This is a genomic window from Burkholderia sp. SIMBA_062, assembly GCF_046534765.1.
Lineage (GTDB): Bacteria > Pseudomonadota > Gammaproteobacteria > Burkholderiales > Burkholderiaceae > Burkholderia > Burkholderia ambifaria.
On record NZ_JAWRYD010000027.1, the window covers coordinates 1 to 19,756 of the forward strand.

Sequence of the window (19,756 nt, forward strand, 5' to 3'; positions counted from 1 at the left end):
ATCAACGCTCAGCAGACCAAGGACGCCGCGGCATAACTCGGGACCGTTGGAAGGCGAAAAACCGAGGGAACCTCAGATCGATGTAAGCGTGACGGTCGACACAATCTGATCATCAGACAGCAGACGCCGTATCACGATCTGTTCCGCCGGAACAGTGCCGAGATTGCTCACACCCTTGAGCAGAACCCACGCGATGAACATCGTCTCATTCGGCGCGAACGCCAGCCCCAGCGAGGTGATGAAGCGGGCCATCGCACTCGAAAGCATGATCAGCGCCGGGGACTTTCTATCTGCCAGCGCGCCGATGAACGGGCCGGCCAAGAGCCCCGGCAATCCGTACAACGCTGCGGCCAGCCCGAGCGTTCCCGGAGTGGCGTGATAGCTGAACGACAACAGAGAAAAAATCAGCGTGAAATCAACCCAAATGGCAATGGAGTTGGCGACCCGCCCAAGAAAGAACGATCGATATCCGCGAACCGAAAATAAAGCAATCGTCGATTGCATCGCACCGCCCTTAATGAGGATTGAGCTTCATATACAGCTTGTCCCGCGCGACGAAACCATCCAGTCCCGCCTCCCTCGCATATCGCGCTAGATCACTCGTCCGATTGATGAAACCGGCTCCATTGAAATTCAGCGACGTGTTGCATAACACGCCGACACCGGAGACCGCTTCAAACGCCTTGAGCAACGCGTGGACTTTCGGATTCTGGCGTGAATTCACGGTCTGGGGCCTGCTCGAACCATCGACGTGGGTGACTGCCTTCAATGAATCGCCCTTCACTCGTGCGATCTTGGCGCAGCCCGTCAGCAAAAACTGTGCGTCGATCGCCGTACCGATGGCGGATCCGACATCATTCGGGCATGGAGGAACAAACACGTCGCTAAAGAGTCCGCTGTCGATCCATTGGCGATTCCAGTCGCAATTTAAACCACATCCACCGCCAATCAGGAGCGGCGCCTTGCGATCCACCAACGTCGCGAGCGGCGAAACCCGTGGTGCGCGGTACGATGGCGCTTCACCCGGCGCACGATGTCGCCTCTTTCCTCACCCCAACCCGCAGGGAATCAAGCCATGTCTGCCACGAAGAAGTTCGCCGCCGTCACGGGCGCGGGATCCGGCATCGGTCGTGCCGCGGCCATCGCACTCGCGAACGCCGGATTTACCGTCGCGCTGATCGGACGCAACGAAGCATCGTTGCGTGAAACGAAAGAGACCATCGCCGCCGGCCATGGCGACGCTCATGCGTTTCCGGCCGACGTCACCGACGAAGCGTCGGTCGAACACGCGTTCTCGCGGATCGCGCGCGACTTCGGCCGGCTGGATGTCCTCTTCAACAACGCCGGCCGCAACGCGCCGGCCGTTCCGCTCGACGAATACGAATTCGACGTGTGGAACGACGTCGTCGCGACGAACCTGACGGGCGTCTTCCTGTGCGCGCGGGCAGCGTGGCGCCTGATGAAGGCGCAAACCCCGCAGGGTGGCCGGATCATCAACAACGGCTCGATCTCCGCCTATACGCCGCGCCCGAACACGATCGCGTACACGGCCACCAAGCATGCGGTGGCCGGCATCACCAAGTCGCTCGCGCTCGACGGGCGTGCGTACAACATCGCGTGCAGTCAGATCGACATCGGCAACGCGGCGACGTCGCTCACCGACCGGATGACGGACGGCGTGCTGCAGGCCGACGGACGCATGGCGCCCGAGGCGCGCATGGACGTCACGCATGTCGCGAACGCGGTGGTTCAGATGGCAAGCCTTCCGCTGGATACGAACATCCTGAACATGACAATCATGGCGACCACGATGCCGTTCGTGGGTCGCGGATAAGTCGGTCGCCGCGAGCTGCTTCGGCACGCCGGCCTGCGCGGCCGGTCCGCTTCCCGGCGCTCCAGCAAAACATAAATCGTCCTTGACAAGTTGCGATCCGCAACTAATATTGCTTGCGACTCGCAACTTTTTTGCGGACTGATCATGGACCTCATCGATATTCCGGCGAAGCCTCGCGACACGACGATCCTCGAGCTGCGCGATTTTTCCCGCAAGCTGGTTCGCGAACTGGGTTTCATGCGCGCGACATTGGCCGATAGCGATCTGGCGCCATCTGCGGTTCACGCCGTTCTCGAAATAGGAATGGCGCCCGGCATCAGCGCAAAGGAGCTGGGCAGCATGTTGCGTCTGGACAAATCGAATACGAGCAGGCAGCTTTCCCGGCTCGAAACGGCCGGCTTCGTGACGCGCCGCATCTCACCGGACGATGCGCGCGCGACCGAGTTGTATCTGACTGCCGACGGGCAAAAACTGCGCAAGAAGATCGACCAGTTTGCGACGCGTCAGGTGTCGAATGCGTTACGCCGGATGGTTCCGGCGGACCAGCAAACCCTCGTCCGCGCGCTCGCGCTGTATAGCGATGCGCTCGCGCAAGACAACGGCGCCGACGCACCACCCGCACCCAATCCAGACGCCGGGCACATTGTCGACGGCTACCAACCCGGCTGTATCGGCGACGTAGCCAGCCTTCACGCGCGGTTCTATTCGGAACACTGGGGATTTGGCGCATTCTTCGAGAAAAAAGTGGCGACCGAACTCGCGGAATTTGCCGGCACGCTGCCAGCCGCAGGCAAGGCTCTGTGGCTCCATGTCGAAAACGGCCGCGCGCGCGCCTCAGTCGCAATTGACGGGAACAAGGCCACCGGAATCGCACATCTGCGATGGTTCATCGTCGACGACGCATTGCGCGGCGCCGGTATCGGGCGGCAACTGATGACGCGCGCAATGCATTTCGTCGACGAGCAGCAGTTCGGCGAGACCTACCTGTGGACGTTCAAGGGCCTGGATTCGGCACGTCACTTGTACGAATCGTTCGGCTTTACGCTGACCAGCGAATCGGAGGGTGCGCAATGGGGAACCCACGTCATCGAGCAGCGCTTCAGCCGATGCCGGCCAAGCCGCTAAGCGGCTAAGCGGCTAAGCGGCTAAGCGGACAAGCCGCCGCACGATTCATCGATCGTGATAGATCGCGAGCCAGACCGACGGTTCTTCCGGATGCGTCCACGCGACGCGATGCCGGCAATGCGGTTCGATCAGCACGTAATCGCCGGGGCGCATGTCGTGCAGCGTGGCGTCCGCCTCGAATTCGAGCACGGCCGCGCCTGACAGCAGCACGACCCATTCGGCACGGGGATCGTCATACCAGAACCCGTCCGGACTCGCGTGCCCCATCGACACGATGCGCTCGACGTTCAGGCGCGGCCCCGCGACGAGTATATCGATCCGTTCGTCGTCGCCGCGCGCCGCTTCGGTGCTGAACAGGTTGCCGGTTTGAAGTTGCATGGTTGGACCCTCGCGTCGCGCGTCGTTCGACGGCGGTTGACGTCCACTGTAGCGCGGCGGCCGTCGTTGCGGCGAACTCGTTTGCGGGCCCGGCAAGGCCGACACTCAGGCGGCCGCGTCGTCATCGATATCGCGCGCCGTCGGTTCATGACGCACGATCGGATGATGGGCGCCCGTCGGTTGCAGCAACGCTGCAATGCTGCGACGCGTCACGCCGGCGGCTGAAACGCGGCGACCTTGTTCCGGCCCGCCGCCTTCGCGTAGTACAGCGCCTCGTCGGCGGCCTTGATCACGCTGCCGGCCTCTTCGTCCTCCTCGGGCGTCCAGCTCGCGAGGCCGATACTGGCGGTGACGTGCCCATGTTCGCTGCCGGCGTGCTCGAGCGCCAGTTCGTCGATCGCCGCGCGAATTCGCTCGGCGATCTGGGCGGCGCCCGTCTCGGGCGTATCGGGGAGCAGCACGACGAATTCCTCCCCGCCGTAGCGGGCCGCGGTATCGGCGGGCCGGCGGATGTTCTCGCCGATGCAGCGCGCAACCGCGGCCAGTGCGTCGTCTCCCGCCTGGTGGCCGTAGGTGTCGTTATAGGCCTTGAAGCGATCGACATCGACGAACAACAACGAGAAAACCGATCGCGCTCGCCGCGCGCGACGCCATTCGCGATCCAGCACTTCGCCGAAGCTGCGGCGATTGTTCAGCCCGGTGAGACCATCGGTGCGGGCGAGCAACACGAGTTCCGACTCGGCGCGCATCCGCCGCCGCAGTTGCGTGCCGAGCATGACGGACACCGCGATGAAGGCGGCGCCGAACGTCGCCACCAACCCACCGATCGTCGCGGCCCGGTGCCGCCACGCCGCATAAATGTCCTCTTCCGCTTCGGCGACCATGATCATCAGCGGCAGCTTCGGCAGGTGCCTGAAGTAGTAGAGCCGGCGCACCCCGTCGAGCGATGAGGTTTCCGGGAACACGCCCTCCCGCGCGGTCTGAAACCGCTTGAAGGTCGCGGCGTGGCTGATATCGCGGCCGATCGTGTGGGCGTCGTACGGCTGACGCATCACCATGACGCCGTCGCTGCCGATCAGCGAGATCGAACCGTGCTGCCCCAGCGACAGGCCGGCAAACAGATTATGGAAATACTCGAGGTTGACCGCGATGAGCACGACGCCGCCGAACGAGCCGTCCGGGTTCGAGATGCGCCGCGTAAGCCCGATGCTGGGCGCCCCGCCACGCAGGCGCGACGTGAACGGGTCGCTGATAAAGAGTCCGGCATTCGGATTGTCACGATGGACGGTGAAGTATTTGCGGTCGGCGAAATTGCCGCGGCGCGGCACGTCGTTGGCCGAATCCAGCACGATGTTGCCGGCGGCATCGAGTACCAGCATCGAGCCGAGAAATTCCGCCGTCATCGCATTGTCGAACAGCACCGAGCGCCGCAGGCTCGCGGGCGCATTCATCACGTCGGAACGTTTGAGGCCGTTGATGACCGCCTGCAGCGAAAGGTCGTAGAGTTCGAAGTTGCGTTCGATGTCGCGCTCGGCGATGAGACCGAGATTGCGGGAGGTTTCGCTCGCCCGCTCCCGCGCGTCGTTGCGGCTCTGGAACAGCTGCAGCACGCACAGACCCATCAGCGCGCAGGCGATCACGATACCGACCACGACGATGGTATAGGGCGCCGCCGACCTGGATTGCATGTGTCTCCTCGATGATCAAGCGTGTGCGCGGGCGCACCACATGATTACTTCATACTAAAAAAGGCGCAGCGGCATGGCAAGCGGGGGATGCACCGAACACGGCGCGGCGTCGGCGTCGGTGCGTCAGTGCGTCAGTGCGTCAGTGCGTCAGTGCGTCAGTGCCGGGTCGTTTCGCGCTCAACCGTCACGCATCCGGATCCGGAATCCGGGCCGACTGAATCACGACCAGCGTATCGCCCGTCTCGATCCGGCATGGCGGATCCTCGTAGAACGAATGAATCTTCCCGCAGCGATCGAGCCCGACGACGATCGCGCCCGGCACGACGTTCGTCATGCAGCCGATCTCGTGCGGCAACGCCTCGCGCTCGACCAGCGTCGCCCGTCCGCGCGTCGACAGCATGTCGTTCACGAACGGCACGATGTAGCGGCTATGCACTGCATCGGCGAGCAGCAGCGCGCCGATCTTCGTCGACGACACGATCACGTCCGCGCCCGCCTGCCGCAACTGCCGCTGATACAGGTTCTCCTGGATCCGCACGACGATCTTCGTCTCGGGCGCGATGCTGCGCACCGACAGCGTCAGCAGGATCGCGGTCGGATCGTCGGTCACCGAGATGATCACGGCCTTCGCCGCCCGCACCTGCGCCTGCTGGAGCAGGTCTTCATGCGCGGGATCGCCGAGCAGCCCGGTCACGCCAAGCGATGTCGCGGCCTCGAGCGCCTGCTGCTGCGCATCGATCACGATGATCGTCGACGGATCGACGCCGCTCTCGAGCAGCTCGCGCACGGCGATCGACCCCGACAGGCCGTAGCCGCACACGACGATGTGATCGGACAGCTGCTTCTCCAGGCGTTTCATGCGGAATTCCTCGATGACGCGCTGGATCACGAACTGATACGCCGTGCCCAGAAAGATGAACCAGATGCCGATGCGGATCGGCACGATGAAGAACGCGTCGATCAGACGCGCGCGCGCGGTGACCGGCACGATGTCGCCATAGCCGACCGTCGCGACCGTGACCATCGTGAAGTACACGAGATCGGCGACGTTCATCGGCGTGCTCTTGGTCGAATCGCGCAGGCCGTCGCGATCGAGATACAGCACGAGAAACGCGAGCATGCACAGCGCCACGACCGCGCCGAGACGGAACAGCAGCGTGTGGTGCGGTGACGACGCGGGGCGCGTGAACAGCGTGCGTGCACGCGGCGCCTGCCACGGATCACGGGTACGACGCAGGCGTGAGCGCAACGAGCGACGTTTGGCGGAAGGCGTTGCCAACGGGGGATTCTCCTGAAGGATGCGGGCTCGATTCTACGACGGGAACACGCGGGCGCGTCCGTAAGCGGCCCTCCGCTACCGGCCGTCCGCAACCGGCCCTCCGCTCCCCGCTGGCCGGCCGCTACAGCATGCTGCGCGGCCGGACCATCGTTCCGTCGACGAAACGCCGGGCACGGAACGCCGACAGATCGAGCGACGGCTCGCCCGTATCGACCCATTCGGCCAGCAGCCGCCCGACGATCGGCCCCATCGCGAAGCCGTGCCCGCAGAAGCCGGTGGCGATCGCGAGCCCGGACGGCGTGCCGGGCGCGTCGATCACCGGAATCCCGTCGGGCAGCACGTCGATCAGGCCACCCCATGCCTCGACGATCTGCGCATCCTTCAGCGCGGGAAAGATCGCCTTGAGCTTCGCGAGCGCGCGCGGCGCATGCGCGCGATTCGGCTGCGGCTGCGGGTCACGCGGCTCGGTCGGGCCGGCCGCGCCGCCGATGCGCGCGCAGGCATCGCGCCACGCCGCCGCATTCAGATGCAGCCGAAATTTCTCGCGCTGCGACCAGAACTGCGGCCAGAACAGGCTCAAGCCGCGCAAATGGCCGAGCGTCAGGTCGACGTCGACCTGCATGTCGTCGGCGAGATTGATCGCGCCGTTCCTGCGTTGCCGAATGCCGAGGCCGTGCCCCCAGATCGTCGACGCGGACACGTCGGGCAGCACGTTGGTCCGCATGCAGGTGCCGCGCACGGCCTGCTGCGGCAGCCGGATGCCGACGCCGTCGAGCAGCCGGAAGCTGGTCGCGCCCGCCGCGCAGATCACGCGCCGGGTGCGGATCGTGCCGCGTTCCGTCACGACGCCGACGATCGCGCCGCCGGCCGTCTCGATCGCCGTCACGCCGCAGCCTTCGAAGAAACGCGCGCCGGCTTCGGTTGCGCGCGCCGCGAACGCGGCAGCCACGCGGCGCGGCTCGGCCTGCCCGTCGGTCGCGGTATACAGCCCGCCGAGCGTGCGCGCGTGCGTCGACAGGCCGCGCACGCGCTCGTCGATTTCCGCGCGCGTGAGCGTGCGCGTGTCGAGCCCGTGCTCGCGCGCGACGGCGAGCCACGCCTGGAACGACGCCCAGTCGTCTTGGTTGTCCGCCATATAGAGGCAACCGCCCTGCCGCCACTCGAGGTCGAAGCCGAGCGCCTGCTCGAGCCCTTCCCAGATTCGCATGCCGGCCATCATCAGCGGCACTTCGGCCGACTCGCGGCCCTGCTGCCGCACGAAGCCCCACGCGCGAGTCGATTGCTGGCCGGCGATGCGCGACTTGTCGAGCACCACGGCCTTCAGGCCGCGCAAGCCAAGGTAGTACGCGGCCGCGCAGCCCATGATGCCGGCGCCGGCGATCACGATGTCGGCTTCGGTCGGAAACGCCGTGTCGGCGTGCGTCAATGCATCGTGCAGCGGATAAGTTGTCGTCATTGTTCTCTGTTGGCGTCGATCCATCCGGCGCATCCATCGACGTTCGCGATGGGGGCACCGGATCATGCTGTCAGGTTCGGGATGTGGCTGGCGAACGCGCGGGAAGGCCGATGAGCGGTTCGGCCCGCCGGCCGCGGCAGCCGCGGTCATTATCCCCCGCCGGCCGTCCCCGTTTTTTCGCCTTGACGGCGCTATGTTACCGCGCGATAAACTGTATATCCATACAGTGTCGCTGCAACAGAAATGATCCTCCCCCCATTCGATCCCCCGAAGCTGAACGATCTCACCGGGTGGTGGACGAAGTGCACCTATGCAGACGTACAGCGCCTGATACTCGAAGTGCAGCACCTTCGCCTGACGCTGTGGGAACTGAAGGCTCACGTCGCCGACGCATCGCGCCGGATCCGCGTGCTCGACCCGGGCATGCTCGCGCATGGCTCCGCGCTGCGGCGGCTGACTTACCTGCTCGAAAAGGAAATCGCGCGCGCGAATCCGATCGGTCGCTCGCGTGATGTGTATGCTCCGTTTTCAGACGAGTGGCGTGCCCGCGAAGCACTGCGCTGTGCATTGCGCGCCGAGCCCGAGCCCGCGGAAGCGGGCACGCTCCCGCGCACGATTCCGGAATTTCAGCGCGTCACCTGGGCCGAGCTTCGCGATCGCTGGCGTCACCTGAGCGACAAGCAATCGAGCCGTCAGAACATCGAGCAACGCATGGTGCTCGAGATCGCGCGTCAGCGATCCGTGATTCTCGCGCGGGCGAGGAAACTGGTCGATGCCGCGATAGCCGAAGCGGCGGCGGAAGGAAAGCAGTTGTTCGCGCTCGATCAACTCCAGCGGCTGCTTTCCGTGGAGCGGGAGGACGGCGAGCCGTTCATGTATATGCCGGCATGAGTCGATCGCATTCTGCCGCAATGCCCGTTGCGAATCGCAACCCGATCGATACGGAAGGTCGGAATGCGCGGCTCGCGTCGGGGTGGTCCCGGCACCAGCGGGCATCGGTGTGATCAGTATGAATAGCGCATTGGTGCGCGTGTCGCGCGATCGAACGGCTGCAGCCGAGCAAGCTGCTCGAGCGACATCGCGACGACTTCCAGCACATGCCGGGCGATTTCGTCGTCCGCCATACCGGCCTTGAGGTACTGTTCGATGCTCATCGTGCGAGGCGGATGGCTGTCCGCTTCGCCATCGACGATGTCGATCCTGGCGGTGCGACGCTCCAGCGACAACATGACCCGCACAGTTTTACCGTGAACGACGGTCTGCATGCACAACGTGCTCATTCGCAGTCTCCCATTGCGTTGCCGTCAATCGATCGTCCAACGATACCTCACAATGTGGGGAATTAATCTCCAAACTTCCCCGAATATTGACAACCGTCAGAGATGAATTGAAGACGGCCGCGCGCCGGCCAGGCCGCCACCTGTCTTGCACGGGCAAACGTCGCGCTACGCGTAGCGGGTCAGCCACTCTTCGGAGAATTTTTTCGCATAGGCGACGGCCTCGGCTTCGGTATCGAATTCGCCCAGCTTGCGGAATGCCGCCTCGCGGCTGAAACCCAGCTTCGTGACCTCGACCTGGGCGGCGTACTTGCCGTCCTCCGTCACGCGCGGTTCGCAGTTCATCTCGTACCCGCGCATCACAAATTTCTTCTGCATCGCATCAACGCTTTTTTGAGACGGCGAAATCGTAGCATGGCGCCCGCCCGCGTTCATGCCCCTCGTGAAGGTGGCCGCAGCGGGTTCATTAGACTAAACCATCAAACGATCCGCGTATAAGATGCGGTTCCGCCCGACCGGGACGTGCCGTTTGATGTAAATATTTGTGCCGGAAAACGGCACGATGCCGCGCTCCGGACTGCGAATGCGCCCTGCCCTGGTGCATCCCGCCGGCCGCGCGGCGTGATTACGTTCCGCGTTGCGAGGAATCGTGTCCCGGCACCGCGCAATCCGCGCCCGACGGTTGCGAACGGGCCACTGGCGCGCGGTGCACGCCGCCGGCCGCCGTAACGTCGTGACACACCTTTCACAGAAACGCACCTTTCGCGACATGGAATGGCCGTCGTTTTGCGGTAAAGTTATCTTTTCCGCGCGTGGCCGGTCGGCTCGCCACTGGACGTCGTCAAGACTGTCCGCCGAGACTGCCGCAAGGCGTCGTTCTGAACGTCACAATCCGTTCCCGTAGCATGACCACTGAAGCAATCACCACGGATTCCCTCGCGGTTGCCGAGCGCGTGCGCGAGTTGATGACCCGCAATGGCATCGGCAAGCGCCAGCAGACCACCGAGCTGTGCCGCATCCTCGACCTGAGCTTTTCGCAGGGTCACCGCAAATTGCGCGGCAGCAGCCCCTGGACGCTCGCGCAAATCAAGAAAGTCGCCGAAGCCTATGGCGAGCCCGCCGCTCAACTGTTCGGCGCGCAAACGCTCGACCCCGGCATGGTCGGCGCCTATTCGCAAGAGGCCGTCCTGTACGCCGGCGTCGCCGAAATTCCGTGCACCGCATGGATCGGTGCGCCGCTCGAAGCCGGCGCGCGCCCCGAGTTCGTCGCCTATGAACAGAACGGGCGCTGGCGCGTGCTGCGCCACACGGGCGTGCTGTACCAGAACGCATACGACGTGCACAAGATCGAGATCTATCCGCGCCGCGCGGAGAGCGACAAGCTGGTCGTCGCGGTGATCGATCCCGATTGCGTCAGCGCGACCGAGCTGTGCCGCTATCTCGAACGGCAGGGCTTCGCGACGGCCGCGTTCGACGGCCTCGCGCCGTTCGTCGATGCGCTGCAGGGCCAGGCGTTCGACGCAGTCGTCACCGAATGGCTGTTCGACGGCAGCACGGCGGCCACCGCGATCAAGGCGGTGCGCACGTCGGACAATCCGGGCGCGCCGATCTTCGTGCTGACGGGCGACCTGCTCACCGGCCGCGCGAGCGAAGCGGACATCAGCGAAGTGATCCGCGCGTTCGACGTCGTCTGCTACGAAAAACCCGCGCGCATGGCGATTCTCAGCGCCGATCTCGCAAAACGGCTCGCACGCGGGTAACGCCCGCCCGCCGCGCCGCCTGCCCTCGCATGGCCCGCGCCCGCGCGGCGCAGCGGTCGCGAACAGGTTCCTCAGTACAATAGCCGGACCTGTTCACGACCGGCATCCGCCGCCCCTTCATGGCCCGCCTCATTCCCGACGACTGGAAAAGCCTCGCCGCCACCGGCGCGGCCGAACGCGAGCGCGAGACGCTTGCCGCCCTCGAACACGCGCTGCCGGACACCTACACCGTCTATCACGGCGTGCACTGGACGCGCGCCGAACAAGGCTTCTCGGTGTTCGGCGAAGCGGCGTTCGTCGTCGTGAGCCCGGCCGGCCGCGTGCTGCTGATCGAGCAGAAGGCCGGCTTCCTGCGCGAAACGCCGAAGGGGCTCGTGAAGGTCTACCTGCAGAAGGAGCGCAACGTCCCGATCCAGCTCGCGCGCACGCAGGAGACGCTGCACCGGCGGCTGACCGCCGCGCTCGGCGCGGGCGTCTACGGCGTCGAGGCGCTGCTGTACTGCCCCGACTACTCGATCCGGGAGACGGCGATCGCCGGCGTCGCGGCCGATCGCATCGTCGACGCGTCGCGCAAGACGCAGCTTGCGCAGGTGATTCTGCAGATCCTGCCCGAGCACGACGAAACATTGCCGAACGCGGCGAAGCTGCATCATTTCCTCGCGGACGAGCTGGCGCTCACGCCTGACACGAGTGCGCTCGTCGGGCAGGCCGGCACGCTCGTCACGCGGCTGTCGGGCGGGCTCGCCGCGTGGGCGCGGCAGCTCGATTTCACGCCGTTCCGCTTGCGCGTGACGGGCACCGCGGGTTCGGGCAAGACGCAGCTCGCGGTGCAGGCGATGCGCGACGCGGTCGCGGCCGGCAAGCGCGTGCTCTACGTCTGTTTCAACCGGCCGCTCGCCGACTACATCGCCCGCATCGCGCCGCCCGGCGCAAAGATCGCGAACTACCATCAACTGTGCGACTGGGTGGCCCGCGACGGCGGCTATACGCCCGACTTCGACGTGCCGGGGGCGTTCGAACGGCTCGAGGCGCGCTTTGCGGAAGCGCCGATTCCGGAACGCTGGCGCTTCGACGTGCTGATCGTCGACGAAGGACAGGATTTCCACGCGCCGTGGGCGACGGCACTGGAGCGCCTGCTCGCGCCGGATGGCGCCTGGTGGTGGCTGGAAGATCCGCTGCAGAATCTTTATCTGCGCGAGCCTGTCGCGCTGCCCGGCTGGGTCACGCTGAAGGCGCTGACGAACTACCGCAGCCCGCGCGACCTGCTCGAATTCGTGCGCGAGATCGTCGGCCGCGTCGAGCCGCTCGCGGCCGAACTGCGCTCGGGCAGCCCGTTCGACGGTTCCGATCCGTCGGTGTCGTCATACGGTGACGACGGCGCATCGGGCGACGCGCTCGCCGAAGCATGCATCGACGCGACCAAGCGCGCGATCACGCACGCGCTGTCGCTCGGCTTTCGCAAGCAGGACATCGCGGTGTTGTCGTATCGCGGCCGCGAAAGCTCGGTGCTCGCGCCGCTCGACCAGCTCGGCCCGCACCGCGTCAAGCGCTTCACCGGCAAGTACGATCTGTTCGGCAACCCTGAATATCGCGAAGGCGACGTGCTGCTCGATTCGATCTACCGCTTCAAGGGGCAATCCGCACCGTGCGTGATCCTCACCGAGATCGACTTCGACACGCTCGATGCGCGTGCGGCCCGCAAGCTGTTCGTCGGCGCGACGCGCGCGACGATGAAGCTGCTGCTCGTCGCGTCGGCGCGCTCGGCCGCGCAGCTCACGGGCGGTTGACGCGGGTTGACGCGGGGTTGACGCGGCGGGTCGCGGGTGGCGGGCATGACGTTGAACTGACCGCCCTACCCGCGGCTCCGCGCGTCATGCCACCCGAAACGCCCCCACCGCCCGCCGCAACCCCTCGGCCTGCTCCTCGAGCGACGCAGCCGCGGCGGCCGCCTGCTCGACCAGCGCCGCGTTCTGCTGTGACACCTGGTCCATCTGCGACACCGCGCGGTTCACCTGCTCGATCCCGTCACGCTGCTCGTTCGACGCGGCCGCGATCTCGGTCATGATGCCCGTCACGCGGCCGATCGCCTGCTGGATATCCTGCATCGTCGCACCAGCCACGCCGACCAGTCGCGAACCCGTCGCGACACGCTCGACCGACTCGCCGATCAGCGTGCGGATTTCCTTCGCGGCGGACGCCGAGCGCTGCGCCAGCGTGCGCACTTCGCCCGCGACCACCGCGAAGCCACGGCCCTGCTCGCCCGCGCGCGCGGCTTCGACCGCCGCATTCAGCGCGAGGATGTTGGTCTGGAACGCGATGCCCTCGATCGTGCCGATGATGTCGGCCACCTTCTGCGAACTCTGGTCGATCTCGTTCATCGTGCCGATCACTTCGCCGACGACGGTCGCGCCGCGCGTCGCGATCTCGCTCGCGGTGTCCGCGCAGGCCTGCGCCTCGACCGCGTGATCGGCGTTCTGCTTCACGGTCGCCGTCAGCTGTTCCATGCTCGCGGCCGTCTCCTGCAGCGCGGATGCCTGCTCCTCGGTGCGCTGCGACAAGTCGGTGTTGCCGGCCGCGATCTGGTGCGTCGCGGTCGAGATCGCTTCGGAACCCTGGCTGACCTGGCGCACCGTATCGGCGAGGCTGCGCTGCATGCCCGTCACGCCCTTGACCAGTTCGGCCATCTCGTCGCGCGACGCCCAGCGCACTTCCGACGTCAGGTCGCCTTCCGACAAGCGACGGAAATGCGACAGCAGCCGGTTCACCGGTTGCGTGATCGCGAAATGCAGGCCGACCGCGCAGCCGAAACACGCGGCGAGCCCGAACGCAATGCCGGCGAGCGCGCCCGCGCGCATCCAGCCGTAATAGGTCTGGGCGGTGTCGTAGATCTCCTTGCCGCGTGCGGCCTGGTACGCATCGAGCGCATCGGTCGCCTGCGTGAGCGCGACCGACAGCGGCGGCGCGACCGTCATCAGCAGCCGGTCGGCGTCGTCGCGACGTCCCGCGCGAATCGCGTCGATCAACGGCTTCAACGCCTGCCCGATCAGCGCCTGGCGCGCGGCGTCGAGCCGCGTCGCGAGCGGACCTTCGTCGCCGTCGTGCGGCATGCCCGCGTAGGTGCGCCACGCGGCGTCGGCCTTCGCGAGATAGCTGTCGGCCTTCTTGACGAGATCCGGCACGTCCGGCGCCTCCGGATGCAGCAGCGCGCGGTCGAGCGTGGTACGCACGATCGTCAGGTTCAGACTGGCGGCGGACAGCGCGGTCTTCGCGGCCAGTTGGCGCGTATAGGCCTCGTCGAGCGCACGATTCGAGCTCTGCATGCCGGTGAGGCCGATCAGGCCCGACACGACGAGCAGCACGGCGACGAGGCCGAGCGTGGAAAAAATCCGCGTACGGATCGAGAAACGGGAAAACAGGGCGTTCAGGTTCATGACGGCACGTGAGCGATGAAAGATGCCGCGGCAATGGGCGCGCGGCACTCTGGATTACGGTTTCCCTGCAAAAAACTTGAGTCCGTCCCTCGTTCGGGGTGATCGCGATCAAATTTCGCGGCTGCAATCTCCTGTTACCGGTGGAACAAATTGAGCCCCGGCAGAAATTGACTAGTCAATCAATAATCTCTATATTCCAGTCAATTCCCTGCCATGGCAGATATCTCGATGAGAACCGATACCCTCCTTGCTCCATCCGCCGAAGCGGCCCGCCGCGACACGCCGACCGGGCTGGTGATCGCCGCGCTGCTGCTCGTCATGCTGCTGTCCGCGCTCGACCAGACGATCGTGTCGACCGCGCTGCCGACGATCGTCGGCGAGCTCGGCGGCCTCGACCAACTGTCGTGGGTCGTCACCGCGTACCTGCTGTCGTCGACGGTCGTGCTGCCGCTGTACGGCAAGCTCGGCGACCTGTACGGCCGCAAGATCGTGCTGCAGGCCGCGATCGTGCTGTTTCTCGCCGGCTCCGCGCTGTGCGGCATCGCGCAGGACATGACGCAGCTGATCGTGCTGCGTGCGCTGCAAGGGTTCGGCGGCGGCGGGCTGATGGTCGTGACGATGGCCGCGATCGGTGATCTCGTGCCGCCCAACCGCCGTGCGCGCTACCAGGGGATGTTCGGCGGCGTGTATGGCCTCGCGACGATCGTCGGGCCGCTGCTCGGCGGCTTCCTGGTCGAACACCTGTCGTGGCATTGGATCTTCACGATCAACCTGCCGCTCGGCGCGCTCGCGCTCGCGGTGATCGGCATCGCGTTCCGGCCGCACACCGCGCACGTAAAGCACCGGATCGACTACATGGGCGCCGCGTTCCTCGCCACCGCCCTCACCTGCGTGATCCTGTTCACCAGCGAAGGCGGTTCGCTGCTGCCGTGGTCGTCGCCGCAGCTGTGGATGACACTCGTGCTCGGGCTGGTCGCGCTCGGCGGCTTCGTCTACGAGGAGCGGAGCGCGGCCGAGCCGATCATGCCGCTCGAACTGTTTCGCCAGCGCACCTTCGTGCTGATGAGCCTGATCGGCTTCGTCGTCGGCATCGCGCTGTTCGGCTCGGTCACGTTCATTCCGCTCTATCTGCAGGTCGTGAAGGGCTCGACGCCGTCGCAGGCCGGGATGCAGCTGCTGCCGATGATGGGCGGGATGCTCGCGATGTCGATCGCGAGCGGCCGGCTGATCTCGCGATTCGGCACGTATCGCCCATTTCCGATCGCGGGGACGCTGATTGGCGGCATCGCGATGGCGCTGCTGTCGACGCTGTCGCTCGACACGCCGCTGCACACCATGTACGCATACATGGCGCTGCTCGGGATCGGGCTCGGCATGGTGATGCCGGTGCTGACGCTCGCCGTGCAGAACACGGTCGAATTCCGGCACATGGGTGTCGCAACATCGGGCGCGACGCTGTTCCGCTCGATCGGCGGCTCGCTCGGCGTCGCCGCGTTCGGCGCGCTGTTCTCGCACGGGCTCCAGGCGCGCATCGCGCAGGCGCTGCCGGCCGGCACGGAGCTGCCGCCCGCGCTCGGCCCGGCGGCCGTCCATCAGTTGCCGGAGGCGGTGCGCGCGGCGTACCTGCACGCGTTTGCCGGGTCGCTGCATGTGGTGTATCTGTCGGCGGCGGGCGTGATCGCGATCGCCTTCGTGCTCGCGTGGTTCGTCGAAAGCGCGCCGCTGCGCACGCATCACTGATCGACGGGCGGCGGCGTGGCACCGCCGCCCGCCGGCCGATCGCCACCGCGACGCGACTCTCGTCACGACTTTCGGTCGCCGCACGCATCGCCGTCACGGCACCAGCACCACCGCGCCCGTCGTCTGACGCGACTCCAGCAACCGATGCGCGTCGGCCGCCCGTTCGAGCGGCAGCCGCGCGCCGATCTCCACGTGCATCCCGTGCGCGAGCCGCTCGAGCGTCGCGCGCGCCGCTTCCCGATACCCCGCGACGTCACGCGCAATGAAGCCGAGCACGCTCGGCCGCGCCAGCGCGATCGAGCGGGCCGGGCCCAGTTCGTCGAGATCAATCGTCTGCCGCGCGCCGATCGCGGCAACCTGCCCGATGCTCGCGACCATCCCGAACGGCCGGACCACGCCGAGCGTCCGCGTCAGCACGTCGCCGCCGATCCCGTCGATCGCATAGTCGACGCCCGCGCCGCCGCCGAACGCGCGGGCCGCCGCGACGAAATCCTCCTCGCGATAGTCGACCACCGCCTCCGCTCCATGCGCGCGCACCAGTGCGGCCTTCGCGGCCGAGCCGACCGTACCGATCACCCGCGCGCCGAGCGCGCGCGCCCACTGCGTCGCCAGCAACCCGACGCCGCCGGCCGCCGCGTGCACGAGCACGGTGTCGCCGGCGCCGATCTGCCGGACACGGTGCAGCAACATGTAGACGGTGATCCCTTTCAGCAGCCCGGCCGCGGCCGCGTCGTCGCTCACACCGTCGGGCACGGGCACCACGCGCTCGGCGGGCAGCGTGCGCAGGCTCGCGTAGCTGCCGGTCGGCAGCCCCGCGTACGCGACGCGCTGGCCCGGGACGAGCGCCGTCACGCCGGGGCCGACCGCGTCGACGACCCCGGCCGCCTCGACGCCGAGCGCGTCCGGCAGCGCCGGCAACGGATGCGCGCCGGTCCTGAAATAGATGTCAACGAAATTCACGCCGACGGCGGTCTGGCGAATCCGCACCTCGCCGGCGCCGGGCGGCCCAACGGGCGCATCGACGCGGCGCAGCACGCCGGCGTCGCCGTAGCGATCGATCCCGATCCGGGTGGCGGTGACAACTTGGGTCATGACGTTCCTCGCAATCGAATGAAGTGACACGATCATCCCATCGTGCATAATCGAGCGGAATTCCCGTTATGCGCCCATCAACTGTGCAAAATTCGACCGATCCGACGCCGGTATCTCCGCTGCCGCTGAACTGGGACGACCTCCGCTATTTCCTTGCGGTGATGCACGGCGGCAGCCTGTCGGCCGCCGCGAGGGCGCTGCAGGTCCAGCATTCGACGGTCGCTCGGCGCATCGACGCGCTGGAATCCGCGCTCGGCATCCGACTGTTCGACCGGCTGCCGCGCGGCTGGCCGCCCACCGACGAAGGGCTGCATCTCGCCGAGCATGCGGCCCGCGTCGAAGCCGACGTGCATGCGTTCGCGCGCGCCGCGCAGGGCGCGGCGGCGCTCGACGGCGTCGTGCGCGTGTCGGCGTCGCCGGTATTCGCGAGCCACTTCCTCGCGCCGCGGCTCGCCCGCGCGCAACGCGCGTGGCCCGCGCTGCGGATCGACCTGATGGGCGAGATGCACGCGGCCAACCTGTACGCACGCGAAGCCGACCTCGCGGTGCGCCTGTCGCGACCGCGCGAGCCGGGGCTGGCCGCGCGCCGGCTCGGCACGATGCGCTTCGCGCTGTGCGCGTCGCCCGAGCGGGCCGCCGAGCCGCCCGACACCTGGGCATTCCTCGGCTACGACGACGCACTCGCGCAGATGCCGCAACAGCAGTGGCTCGAACGCTTCGCGGCCGGCCGCCGCTTCGCATTCATCGCCAACGATCTGGCCGCGCTGCATCGTGCGTGCGTGGCCGGCGCGGGGATCGCGTTGCTGCCGCGCTTTCTCGTCGACGCACCGGTAATGGACACGGACGCGGACGCGGGCACGGACGCGGGCACGCCGGCCTCGGCCGATCCGTCGCTGCCGGCCACCGCGGCGCTCGTCGAACTGATGTCGGCGCCTCGTTGCGATGTCGAGCGCGAGATCTGGCTCGTCGTCCACCCGGACGTGCGGCGCTCGCCGCGCGTGCAGCGCGTCGCGGACGCGATCGCCGACGCGGTGCGCGCCGCGGACGGCCACCTGTAGACCTGTACGCCCGGCATGCAAGGTGCACGACGCAGCCGATGCCTTTACCGCACCGCCCGGCGGCCGGCATAGTAGCGGTTTCATCCGCCCGCTCCGCCACCATGCCCGCTGCTGCCGCCTGCGTCGTCCGCGACGCGACCGATACCGATCTCGCCGCCATTCATTCGATCTATGCGCACCACGTGCGCCACAGCGTCGCGTCGTTCGAGGAGACGCCGCCCGGCGTCGACGAACTGCGCGCGCGCCGCGACGCGGTGCTGGGTCACGGGTTGCCCTATCTCGTCGCGGAATGTGACGGCCGCATCGCCGGCTACGCGTATGCGACGCCGTATCGCCCGCGCAGCGCATACCGCCACACGATCGAGGACTCGATCTACATCGACGACGCGCAGCGCGGCCGCGGCATCGGCCGCGCGCTGCTGGCGGCGCTGATCGCGCGGTGCGAGACCGGCCCGTGGCGACAGATGATCGCGGTGATCGCCGACGGCGGCACCGGCGGCTCGACGTCGCTGCACCGCGCATTCGGTTTCGAGCCGGCGGGCGTGCTGAAGGCGGTGGGTTTCAAGCACGGCCGCTGGATCGATACCGCGCTGATGCAGCGCGCGCTCGGCGACGGCGCACGCACGCTCCCCGCCTCGCCCGAGCCTGTCGCGTCGCGCTAGAATGGCCGCATGTCAAAACAGACTCCCACCCTGCCGGACGAGGCCGCCGCGAATTCCCGCAACGAGTACACGGTCGACGAACTCGCGCGCGTGTCCGACACGACCGTGCGCAACGTTCGTGCGTACCAGGATCGCGGGCTGCTCGCGCCGCCCGAGAAGCGCGGGCGCGTCGGCATCTACGACGACACGCACGTCGCCCGCCTGAAGCTGATCAACCATCTGCTCGCACGCGGCTACACGCTGTCGAACATCCAGGATCTGATCAAGGCGATCGACGAAGGTCACGACCTGCGCTCGATCCTCGGCCTGGAAAACGCGATCGGCGGCCGCTGGTCGCACGAGCTGCCGAAAACCTATTCGCTCGCCACCCTCGCGCAGATGTTCGGCCCGCAGACGGCGTCGCAACTGTCGCGCGTGACCGAACTCGGGCTGCTCGAACGGCACGGCCTGTCGTTCGTCGCGAAAAGCCCCGCGCTGCTCGAGGCAGCGGCCGCGATGACGAAGGAAGGCATCCCGCCGCGCGAGCTGCTCGACGTGATCAGCCTCGCGCGGCCGCACTTCGACGCGATCGCGCGGCTGCTCGTCGATCTCGTCGTGAAGCGGCTCGACCGCTACGACGAAGGCTCGCTGCCGCCGGTGACCGACGTGCCCGCGCTCGTCGATGCGATCTGGCGCCTGCGCCCGCTCGCGGCCGTGTTCGTCGAAGGCGAGACGAACCGCGCGCTCGAGAACGCGGCAAGCGCCTATCTCGGCGGGCGCGTCGCGACGATTCTCGACAAGAAGCTCAGTGACGAGGCGGCGCGGCAATCCGGCGCGACCGATCCGTCCGATCCGCAAGGCGACGGCGACAAAGCATAGGGCCGCCGCCGTCATATTCATATCGGCAATGCTTCGTTTGCGGGCGCGATCGCCCATGCGACGATTCTTCCAACCGGGCGGCACCGGCCGCTCGCCAGAAGACGTTTCGCATGGAGTT

18 protein-coding genes and 1 pseudogene are annotated in these 19,756 nt (G+C 66.9%); 9 read left to right on the forward strand and 10 right to left on the reverse strand.

All coding sequences use genetic code 11. From position 1 onward, the window contains the following. Positions 1 to 72: 72 nt before the first annotated feature. Positions 73 to 504 carry an MFS transporter gene (locus tag SB786_RS25545; RefSeq protein ID WP_410729919.1) on the reverse strand — a complete coding sequence of 144 codons (432 nt, stop codon included), beginning with the start codon at positions 502 to 504 and terminating at the stop codon, positions 73 to 75. Between the two features lie 10 nt (positions 505 to 514). Then, positions 515 to 958: pseudogene (locus SB786_RS25550) on the reverse strand (carbamoyltransferase C-terminal domain-containing protein); the annotation flags it as partial. 117 nt (positions 959 to 1,075) lie between these two features. Between SB786_RS25550 and SB786_RS25555 the strand changes: the two are divergent. After that, positions 1,076 to 1,834, forward strand: a complete 759-nt coding sequence (locus tag SB786_RS25555) for an SDR family oxidoreductase (protein WP_410729920.1) — start codon at positions 1,076 to 1,078, stop codon at positions 1,832 to 1,834. 144 nt (positions 1,835 to 1,978) lie between these two features. After that, a complete protein-coding gene (locus tag SB786_RS25560; protein WP_410729921.1) occupies positions 1,979 to 2,959 on the forward strand; it encodes a GNAT family N-acetyltransferase in 981 nt (326 codons plus the stop codon). Between the two features lie 45 nt (positions 2,960 to 3,004). Here the strand turns inward: SB786_RS25560 and SB786_RS25565 are convergent, their stop codons facing one another. From SB786_RS25565 to SB786_RS25580, 4 genes are all read right to left on the reverse strand, one after another. Further along, complete coding sequence (locus tag SB786_RS25565) at positions 3,005 to 3,337, reverse strand: cupin domain-containing protein (protein WP_410729922.1); 333 nt, start codon at positions 3,335 to 3,337, stop codon at positions 3,005 to 3,007. A 209-nt stretch (positions 3,338 to 3,546) separates the two neighbouring features. Further along, on the reverse strand, positions 3,547 to 5,025 hold the full coding sequence (locus SB786_RS25570; RefSeq protein WP_410729923.1) for a diguanylate cyclase: 1,479 nt from the start codon (positions 5,023 to 5,025) through the stop codon (positions 3,547 to 3,549). A gap of 184 nt (positions 5,026 to 5,209) precedes the next feature. Then, positions 5,210 to 6,304, reverse strand: a complete 1,095-nt coding sequence (locus SB786_RS25575) for a potassium channel family protein (RefSeq protein ID WP_410729924.1) — start codon at positions 6,302 to 6,304, stop codon at positions 5,210 to 5,212. 121 nt (positions 6,305 to 6,425) lie between these two features. After that, a complete protein-coding gene (locus tag SB786_RS25580) occupies positions 6,426 to 7,760 on the reverse strand; it encodes an NAD(P)/FAD-dependent oxidoreductase (protein WP_410729925.1) in 1,335 nt (444 codons plus the stop codon). Between the two features lie 243 nt (positions 7,761 to 8,003). Here SB786_RS25580 and SB786_RS25585 point away from each other — a divergent pair, with 243 nt between their 5' ends. Beyond that, a complete protein-coding gene (locus SB786_RS25585; RefSeq protein WP_334042149.1) occupies positions 8,004 to 8,651 on the forward strand; it encodes a hypothetical protein in 648 nt (215 codons plus the stop codon). Positions 8,652 to 8,764: 113 nt separating this feature from the next. Here the strand turns inward: SB786_RS25585 and SB786_RS25590 are convergent, their stop codons facing one another. Beyond that, positions 8,765 to 9,040, reverse strand: coding sequence for a hypothetical protein (locus tag SB786_RS25590; RefSeq protein WP_410729926.1), 276 nt, complete (start codon positions 9,038 to 9,040; stop codon positions 8,765 to 8,767). A 165-nt stretch (positions 9,041 to 9,205) separates the two neighbouring features. Further along, the gene (locus SB786_RS25595) at positions 9,206 to 9,415 is read right to left on the reverse strand and encodes a hypothetical protein (protein WP_166726218.1); all 210 of its coding nucleotides are present in this window, start codon (positions 9,413 to 9,415) and stop codon (positions 9,206 to 9,208) included. Positions 9,416 to 9,942: 527 nt separating this feature from the next. Here SB786_RS25595 and SB786_RS25600 point away from each other — a divergent pair. Further along, positions 9,943 to 10,797 carry a helix-turn-helix domain-containing protein gene (locus SB786_RS25600; protein ID WP_410729927.1) on the forward strand — a complete coding sequence of 285 codons (855 nt, stop codon included), beginning with the start codon at positions 9,943 to 9,945 and terminating at the stop codon, positions 10,795 to 10,797. A gap of 119 nt (positions 10,798 to 10,916) precedes the next feature. Continuing rightward, positions 10,917 to 12,584 (forward strand): ATP-binding domain-containing protein, encoded by a 1,668-nt coding sequence (locus SB786_RS25605; RefSeq protein ID WP_410729928.1) that lies wholly within the window; start codon positions 10,917 to 10,919, stop codon positions 12,582 to 12,584. An 84-nt stretch (positions 12,585 to 12,668) separates the two neighbouring features. On the opposite strand, the gene SB786_RS25610 is transcribed toward SB786_RS25605, so the two are convergent. Beyond that, entirely contained in the window at positions 12,669 to 14,228 is a 1,560-nt protein-coding gene (locus SB786_RS25610) for a methyl-accepting chemotaxis protein (RefSeq protein WP_410729929.1), read from the reverse strand. A 228-nt stretch (positions 14,229 to 14,456) separates the two neighbouring features. Here SB786_RS25610 and SB786_RS25615 point away from each other — a divergent pair, with 228 nt between their 5' ends. Next, positions 14,457 to 15,968: an MDR family MFS transporter gene (locus SB786_RS25615; protein WP_410729930.1), complete on the forward strand. Its 1,512-nt coding sequence runs from the start codon at positions 14,457 to 14,459 to the stop codon at positions 15,966 to 15,968. Positions 15,969 to 16,061: 93 nt separating this feature from the next. Here SB786_RS25615 and SB786_RS25620 read toward each other — a convergent pair whose 3' ends face one another. Continuing rightward, positions 16,062 to 17,060 carry a quinone oxidoreductase family protein gene (locus SB786_RS25620; RefSeq protein WP_410729931.1) on the reverse strand — a complete coding sequence of 333 codons (999 nt, stop codon included), beginning with the start codon at positions 17,058 to 17,060 and terminating at the stop codon, positions 16,062 to 16,064. A 125-nt stretch (positions 17,061 to 17,185) separates the two neighbouring features. Here SB786_RS25620 and SB786_RS25625 point away from each other — a divergent pair, with 125 nt between their 5' ends. The 3 genes from SB786_RS25625 (at position 17,186) to SB786_RS25635 (ending at position 19,638) form a co-directional block, all read left to right on the forward strand. Further along, positions 17,186 to 18,118: a LysR family transcriptional regulator gene (locus tag SB786_RS25625; RefSeq protein WP_410729991.1), complete on the forward strand. Its 933-nt coding sequence runs from the start codon at positions 17,186 to 17,188 to the stop codon at positions 18,116 to 18,118. 101 nt (positions 18,119 to 18,219) lie between these two features. After that, positions 18,220 to 18,780, forward strand: a complete 561-nt coding sequence (locus SB786_RS25630; protein WP_410729932.1) for a GNAT family N-acetyltransferase — start codon at positions 18,220 to 18,222, stop codon at positions 18,778 to 18,780. A gap of 9 nt (positions 18,781 to 18,789) precedes the next feature. Continuing rightward, complete coding sequence (locus tag SB786_RS25635) at positions 18,790 to 19,638, forward strand: MerR family transcriptional regulator (protein ID WP_410729933.1); 849 nt, start codon at positions 18,790 to 18,792, stop codon at positions 19,636 to 19,638. Positions 19,639 to 19,756: the final 118 nt, after the last annotated feature.